At 75.6% G+C, this 6,620-nt stretch carries 10 protein-coding genes, 1 tRNA gene and 1 pseudogene; 7 read left to right on the top strand and 5 right to left on the bottom strand.

Annotated elements, in window-relative coordinates:
* Positions 1-207, top strand: a pseudogene (locus BMY88_RS09145) (hypothetical protein); the annotation flags it as partial.
* A 62-nt stretch (positions 208-269) separates the two neighbouring features.
* Here the strand turns inward: BMY88_RS09145 and BMY88_RS09140 are convergent.
* Positions 270-342 (bottom strand) — tRNA-Arg (locus BMY88_RS09140).
* A gap of 80 nt (positions 343-422) precedes the next feature.
* Here BMY88_RS09140 and BMY88_RS09135 point away from each other — a divergent pair.
* Genes BMY88_RS09135 through BMY88_RS09115 form a run of 5 tightly spaced genes read left to right on the top strand, consistent with a single transcriptional unit; the run spans position 423 to position 3,459 of the window.
* On the top strand, positions 423-800 hold the full coding sequence (locus tag BMY88_RS09135; protein ID WP_091942333.1) for a hypothetical protein: 378 nt from the start codon (positions 423-425) through the stop codon (positions 798-800).
* Positions 801-859: 59 nt separating this feature from the next.
* Positions 860-1,309 (top strand): SRPBCC family protein, encoded by a 450-nt coding sequence (locus BMY88_RS09130; protein WP_091942331.1) that lies wholly within the window; start codon positions 860-862, stop codon positions 1,307-1,309.
* A 43-nt stretch (positions 1,310-1,352) separates the two neighbouring features.
* On the top strand, positions 1,353-2,198 hold the full coding sequence (locus BMY88_RS09125; protein ID WP_091942329.1) for an NAD-dependent protein deacetylase: 846 nt from the start codon (positions 1,353-1,355) through the stop codon (positions 2,196-2,198).
* Positions 2,195-2,500, top strand: a complete 306-nt coding sequence (locus tag BMY88_RS09120; protein ID WP_091942327.1) for a biopolymer transporter Tol — start codon at positions 2,195-2,197, stop codon at positions 2,498-2,500. The genes BMY88_RS09125 and BMY88_RS09120 overlap by 4 nt, the downstream gene beginning before the upstream one ends.
* A 38-nt stretch (positions 2,501-2,538) precedes the next feature.
* On the top strand, positions 2,539-3,459 hold the full coding sequence (locus BMY88_RS09115; protein ID WP_091942325.1) for an MSMEG_6728 family protein: 921 nt from the start codon (positions 2,539-2,541) through the stop codon (positions 3,457-3,459).
* Between the two features lie 178 nt (positions 3,460-3,637).
* Here the strand turns inward: BMY88_RS09115 and BMY88_RS09110 are convergent, their stop codons facing one another.
* Both BMY88_RS09110 and BMY88_RS09105 read right to left on the bottom strand, forming a co-directional pair.
* On the bottom strand, positions 3,638-4,054 hold the full coding sequence (locus tag BMY88_RS09110) for a PaaI family thioesterase (RefSeq protein ID WP_244524554.1): 417 nt from the start codon (positions 4,052-4,054) through the stop codon (positions 3,638-3,640).
* Positions 4,051-4,413, bottom strand: coding sequence for a VOC family protein (locus BMY88_RS09105; protein ID WP_170861021.1), 363 nt, complete (start codon positions 4,411-4,413; stop codon positions 4,051-4,053). Before BMY88_RS09105 ends, BMY88_RS09110 begins: the two co-directional genes overlap by 4 nt.
* Before the next feature lie 250 nt (positions 4,414-4,663).
* On the opposite strand from BMY88_RS09105, the gene BMY88_RS09100 reads away from it, so the two are divergent.
* Entirely contained in the window at positions 4,664-5,365 is a 702-nt protein-coding gene (locus BMY88_RS09100) for a YbaK/EbsC family protein (protein ID WP_244524553.1), read from the top strand.
* A gap of 69 nt (positions 5,366-5,434) precedes the next feature.
* Here BMY88_RS09100 and mscL read toward each other — a convergent pair whose 3' ends face one another.
* Entirely contained in the window at positions 5,435-5,863 is a 429-nt protein-coding gene (mscL, locus tag BMY88_RS09095) for a large conductance mechanosensitive channel protein MscL (RefSeq protein WP_091942319.1), read from the bottom strand.
* 51 nt (positions 5,864-5,914) lie between these two features.
* The gene (gene cpaB / locus BMY88_RS09090) at positions 5,915-6,526 is read right to left on the bottom strand and encodes a Flp pilus assembly protein CpaB (protein WP_091942386.1); all 612 of its coding nucleotides are present in this window, start codon (positions 6,524-6,526) and stop codon (positions 5,915-5,917) included.
* Positions 6,527-6,620: the final 94 nt, after the last annotated feature.

The raw sequence follows: 6,620 nt of genomic DNA, 5'->3' as shown, positions 1-6,620 counted from the left end.
GGCTGCGTCACCCTGCGCCTGGCCGGCCGCCTGCACCACATCGGCATCGGCCGAACCCACGCCGGAACCCACGTCCTGCTCCTCGTCCAGGACCTGGACATCCGCGTCATCGACGCCGCCACCGGCGAACTACTCCGCGAACTCGTTCTCGACCCCAGCCGCGACTACCAGCCCACCGGCCGACCACCCGGCCCCACCCGCAAATGACAAACGCCCGAACCCACGTTCCGTGGGTCCGGGCGTCCGGGATGTCTTGCGACATCACACGGTGCCCCCGGCAGGATTCGAACCTGCGGCACACGGTTTAGGAAACCGATGCTCTATCCCCTGAGCTACGGGGGCGCGGCCGTCACGATCCCACAGCGCACCGGGCGTGCCCGTGCCACCCCGCTGGTCCGCCGGAGCGCACTACCGTCGCATCCATGACCGCGGTGCTGGCAGCGGTGGCCCTGATCGTCGGGCTGGCGTTCGTGATCGTCTGGGTCACCTGGCCCGAGCGTCGCCTGTTGTCGCCGGCCGGCGGCACGCACCAGGCCCTGCCCAGGCGCGACCGCGCGCGGATGGCCGAGGCCGTGGCCGGCGCCCGCTGGGCGCCGGCCCACGACGAGGTCGACGGGCACACCCGCGTGCTGCTGCGCCGCTCCTGCACCGGGCTGGACGGGCTGCCCGTCGTCCTGGAGGAGCGGATCTTCACCGTCTTCCCGGCCGACGACCCCGCCTGGGAGGGCCGTTTCACCGAGGCCATGGCCGGTGCCCGGTACCGCTGCGGCTACCTGAACGAGGAGGAGCGCGGGGCCTGACACCGCGACCGACGGGCGGCGCCGACGCTCCCGCGGGCCCGGACGGCAGGATGGTGGGCATGGGACAGGTCGTGGCAACTGCCGAACACGTCGTGCACGCTCCGGTCGACCGGGTCCGGGCCGGGCTGGCCGACTACTCCGGGGTCCGCAGCCGGGCGCTGCCCGAGCAGTTCTCCGACTACCGGGTGGAGGCCGGCGGGCAGGGAGCGGGCACCCGCGTCGGCTGGCGATTCGCCGCCACGTCCAAGCGCGTGCGCGAGCAGCTGGTCGAGGTCTCCCAGCCCGACGCGGACACGCTGGTGGAGCGCGACACCCGCTCCTCCATGGTGACCACCTGGACGGTCCATCCCGCCGACGCGGGCAGCACGACCGTCCGCGTGCGGACGACGTGGGACGGCGCCGGTGGTATCGGCGGCTTCTTCGAGCGCACCTTCGCGCCCGCGGGTCTGCGCCGGGTCTACGTCGACCTGCTCGGTCGACTCGAGCGGGAACTGCCCGCGACAGCCTGACGCGACGGCGGCGCGCGGGCGCGGGCCGGGGGACCATGGCCGGGTGACCGCCGCGCCCACCACCGCCGTCCCGGACCTCGACGCGCTGGCCCACCTCGTGGGCGACGGCGATGCGCTCGTGCTGTCCGGCGCCGGTCTGTCCACCGACTCCGGCATTCCCGACTACCGCGGCGCCAGCGGCTCGCTGCGGCGGCACACGCCGATGACCTGGCAGACCTTCCGCCGGGACCCGCGGGGCCGGCACCGCTACTGGGCGCGCAGCTTCGTCGGCTGGCGGCAGATGCGGATGGCCCGCCCGAACGAGGGCCACCGTGCCGTGGCGCAGCTGGAGGCGGCCGGCCTGCTCAGCGGGGTCATCACGCAGAACGTCGACGGGCTACACCAGGCCGCGGGCGCCCGCGACGTCGTCGAACTGCACGGCGGGCTGGACCGCACCATCTGCCTGCAGTGCGGCGACGTCGCCTCCCGGGCGCAGCTGGACGAGCGGCTGCGCGCGGCCAACCCGGACTTCGGCCCGCGCGCCGACGAGGTCAACCCCGACGGCGACGCCGAGCTGCCCGACGAGGTCCTCGACGGGTTCGTCATGGTCGACTGCCTGGCCTGCGGCGGTGGCCCGCTCAAGCCCGACGTCGTCTTCTTCGGCGAGACGGTGCCGCGCGACCGGGTGGGCGGCTGCTTCCGGCTGCTCGAGGAGTCCGGCAGCCTGCTCGTGCTCGGCTCGTCCCTGACCGTGATGAGCGGCTACCGGTTCGTCCTGCGGGCCGCCGAGCTCGGCATCCCGGTCGCCGTCGTCAACCTCGGCCCCACCCGTGGCGACGCGAAGGTCGACGTCAAGGTGGACGCCCCGCTCGGCGCCGTCCTGCCGGCGCTCGTGACCCGCCTGACGTGAGCCGCGAGGTCGAGCACACCGACGACGGGCGCTGGATCGTCGTCGACGGGCGGCGGTGGCGGAAGGCCGATCCGGCGCTGCCCGAGGACGCCCGCGCCCGGCTGCTGCACCACCTCGGCGTCGCCCGGGCGGGCGTCCGCACCGCCGGCCGGGCCGACGACGCGGCCGCCGTCGCCGCCGCGCGGGCCCGCGTGCAGCTGGCCAAGACCGGGCTGGGGGAGCGGGGCGAGGCCTGGTGGGACCAGGACGACGACGCCCGCCGGGAGCGATGGGAGACGGCGCTGCGCGAGCTCGACGCCTGACCGGGCGCTTCGCGGTCACCTCGGCGAGGATCGACGCGATGCAGACCTTTCTGCCCGTGGCCGACTTCGCCGAGAGCGCGCGGCTGCTGGACTCGCCGCGGCTGGGCAAGCAACGCGTGGAGACCCTCCAGGTCCTCCGCGCGCTCGAGCTGCCCGACTACGGCTGGATCTCCCACCCGGTCGTGCGGATGTGGCGGGGCCGCACCCCGGCGCTGGTCGCCTACGGCCTGGCCATGGTGCGGATCTGGCGGGAGCGCGGCTTCGCCGACACCACGTTCCCGCTGATCGGCGAGTTTGCCCCCGAGGTCGTCGACGCGCCCCAGGAGGAGCTCGACCGCGCCGGCCTGCTGCCTTCGTGGCTGGGCGACCCGGCCCTGCACCTGTCGCACCGGTCGAACCTGCTGGCCAAGGAGCCGGCCTTCTACCGGCCGCTGTTCGCCGAGCGGTTCGGCTCCGAGCCCGACGACCTGCCCTACGTGTGGCCCGAGCCCGACGACCTGCCGCCGGCGTCCGAGCCCGAGGGGGTGCGGGTGTGGGTGGCGCGACCGCGGTCGCACAACGAGCTCGGCGCCTGCCTGGCCGCCGGCGTCGTCGGGCTGGGCACCCAGTCGGGGATCGACGTCGACGCCACGGGCCTCGCCCCGGCCGAGCTGCGGGCGCTGTCGAAGGAACTGTCCGGCCGGCGCCCCGCCAAGGACCTGCGGCAGCTGTCGGCGTTCCTCGACGAGGTCCGGCCCGGGGACCTGGTCGGGCTGCCGATCGAGCGGGGCGCGGGGCTGCTGCTCGGCGAGGTGGTCGGCGACTACCTGTTCGAGGGCAAGGAGCTGCTGCCGCACCGCCGTCCGGCCCGCTGGGACCGCGTCGTCCCGCGGTCGGCCGCGCGGCCGCCGGCCACGCTGCAGGACCCGCGGGCGTTCTTCTCCGTCGTCCTCGACCCGGCGCACGTACCGGGCGGCTGACCCTCAGTCGTGGCCCACCGCGGGGAGCGCGACGTACCGCTGGGTGCCGATCATCGGATCGATCCCTCTCCTCCGGAGGACACCACCTCGGGGACCGAGCCGGCCCGCTCGATCGCCTCCCGGGTCAGGCCGCGCGGCACGAGGTTCCCCTCCGCGAGCACCGCCGCCGGCTGACGGATCACGCCGTCGGCAGGGGCACGTTCTGCAGCCGGACCTGGCCGCGGGCGACGACCTTGCCGTCCTCGACCCGGGTGAGCACGACCTGCCACAGCTGCAGGGTGCGGCCCTGCTGGATCGGCTCGGCGACGACGTCGAGGCGCCCGGCCGTCATCGGCCGCAGGAAGTCGGTGCTGTTGTTCACGCCGACGGCGAACTGGCCCCGGTCGGCCACCGCCGCGCTCGCGCCGATGCTGGCCGCCGACTCGACCACCGCGCAGTAGAGGCCGCCGTGCACCACGCCCCACGGCGTGTGCTGCCGCGGCCCGGTCTCCACGGTGCCGGTCACGCGGGTGCCGGTGGCCTCCGCGACGTCGAAGGCGGTGGCGGCCATGAACGGGCTGGCCGCGGTCGGGTCGACGGCGGCGGCGTCGCTCACGCGGCGTCCCAGACCAGGCAGAAGGGATGGCCCACCGGGTCGGCGTAGACGCGGAAGTCCCCGCCCCCGCCGGGCAGCCGCCGTGCGCCGAGCGCGAGCGCCTTCGGCTCGGCCTCGTCGACGTCGGTCACGAAGACGTCGAGGTGGAACTGCTGCGGGCGGTCGGGGTCCGGCCAGTCCGGCGGCTGGAGGTCCGGGGCCTGCTGGAACGCCAGCCGGTACCCCTGGCCGGTCACCACCACCCAGTCGTCACCAGGGCCGCCCTTGCTCACCTCCAGCCCCAGGAGCTCGGCGTAGAAGGTGGCGAGGGCGTGCGCGTCGGGCGCGTCGAGGACGACGGAGTGCAGGCGGCCGATCATGACCTCCATCCTGGCGTCGGGCCCGCCGTCCGGCCCAGCGGGATCCGGCCAGGAAGCGCGACGATCCGGCCCACCTGCGCAGAAGCGCCAAACTGCGCGGTGCAGAAGCGCGAAGTTGCTCCGGGGCGGAAGCGCGGAATTGCTCCGGGGCGGAAGCGCGGAGTTGCCCCGGGGCGGAAGTGCGCGGTGCGGAAGCGCGAAGTTGCCCCGGGGGAGCGGGGACGCAGGGACGTGCCGGAGGATCGGAGCCGTGCCCGACGCTGCCTCCGCCCCCCGCCTCGGCTCGCTCACCTGGCTGCCCGCCACCGAGCACCCGCACCTGCTCGGTGCCCCCGTCGCCGCTGCGCTGCCCGCGCTGGGCGGGGCCGCGTGGGTGGCCGAGATCGACGACGACCTCGCCGACACCGCCGCGTTCACCGAGGCCTACGACGTCCCCCTGGAGGCGTCGGCGAACTGCGTCGTGGTCGCCGCCCGCCGGGCCGGCCAGACGACGCTGGCCGCCTGCCTGGTGCCGTCCACGACCCGCGCGGACGTGAACGGGCTGGTCCGGCGCCACCTCGGCGCCCGCAAGGCCTCGTTCGCCCCCCAGGACGTCGCGGTGGCCGAGAGCGGGATGGCGTACGGCGGCATCACCCCGGTGGGCCTGCCCGAGGGGTGGCCGATCCTGGTGGACGCCGCCGTGGCCGGTGCCGGCCTGGTCGTCGTGGGCTCGGGCATCCGGGGCAGCAAGCTCGCGGTGCCCGGGGAGGTGCTGGCCGGGCTGCCCGGCGCCGAGGTGCTCGACGGCCTCGGGCAGCCGCCGGAGGAGGAGCCGCCGCCCCGCCCGGCCGCGCCCGCGGCGGTGCCCGGCCGGGCACCCGACGACCGGGACGTCGGCTGGGGAGAGCGGCCGGCCGATCCGCGGGACGACGATCGCCGCTACCTGGAGGACCGGCCGCCGCACTGGGAGTGAGGATCTCGCTGCGGGGCACCGCGACCGGCGAACTCGCCGCGGCGCCCCGGAGTGAGGCCGACCGTCGGACTACAGCTGGCTCGTGGTGCCCGGGCCGGACGGGTCGACCCCCGGGCCGGCACCCTGCTCAGCGCGCAGCAGGTCGCGGATCTCGACCAGCAGCTCGACCTGCGTGGGCTCCGCCGGACCGGCCTCCTCGCCCCGCTTGCGCCGATCCATGATCTTCTTCAGCGGCACCACGACGAGGAAGTAGACGACCGCCGCGGTGATGATGAAGGTGATCACCGCGTTGACGAACGCGGCCCAGTCGAAGACCTGGCCGTTGATCGTGAACGTTCCGCCGTCGAGGCCACCACCACCGACGAGGGCGATCAGTGGCTCGAGGAACGACGACGTGAACTGGCTGACGAGCGCCGTGAAGGCGGTGCCGATGACGACGGCCACCGCCAGCTCGACGACGTTGCCGCGCAGCAGGAAATCCTTGAAACCCTTCAGCATGGCGTCATCCACCCACGGCGGGGCAGCCTGCGTCCACTCCGACACGGCGCGTCACGGAGGCGGCAGGCTCAGCGTGAGCGTGGCGGTCGTCGCGGCCGCGGCGAGTTCGGCGGCGGTCTCCGCGTCGACGGCCACCAGCAGGAGTCCGGCGGCCGGGTCGTCCGGCGGTGGTGCCGCTTGCAGCACCAGCGCGCCGGCGGCGAGGACGCGGGCGCGGGGGTCGCCCTCGGTGGTGGCCAGGACGTCGACCCTGTCCCCGGTGCGCGGCAGCGCGCTCACCGCGGCGTCGGCGGTCCGGATGGGGGCGGCGACCGTGCCCGTGGGCAGCAGGGACGTGAGCCCGGAGCCCACCAGCCGGACGTCGGTCACCGGCTCGCCGGCGCGGACCGCACCCGCCAGCGTGCGGCCCACCAGCTCGCCCGGCTCGGTCGCCGCACCGCCCGGAGCCGACGGCAGCCGGACGACGGCGAGGTCGCCGGCCGACAGCTGCGTGCCCGCGGGCAGGTCGGCCGCGGCGGCCACGACGGCGACGCCCGCGCCGGCGACGGCGGGCGGGGCCGGCTCCGGTCGCAGCGCCAGCACGAGCGCCGCGGCCGCGAGCAGCCCGGCCAGGCACTGCCGCAGCAGGTGGACGAGCGAGCGGGGGCGGCGCAGGCGGATCATGCCGACCACGGTGGCCGACGCGTGCCCGGCGCAGCGGGCGGCACGGTCGGCTGTGGACGGCGGGTCGGGCTGTGGACGGCAGGTGCGCCGTCCA

Source organism: Trujillonella endophytica (assembly GCF_900110555.1).
Lineage (GTDB): Bacteria > Actinomycetota > Actinomycetes > Mycobacteriales > Geodermatophilaceae > Trujillonella > Trujillonella endophytica.
This window is presented reverse-complemented; position numbering and strand designations above follow the sequence as displayed.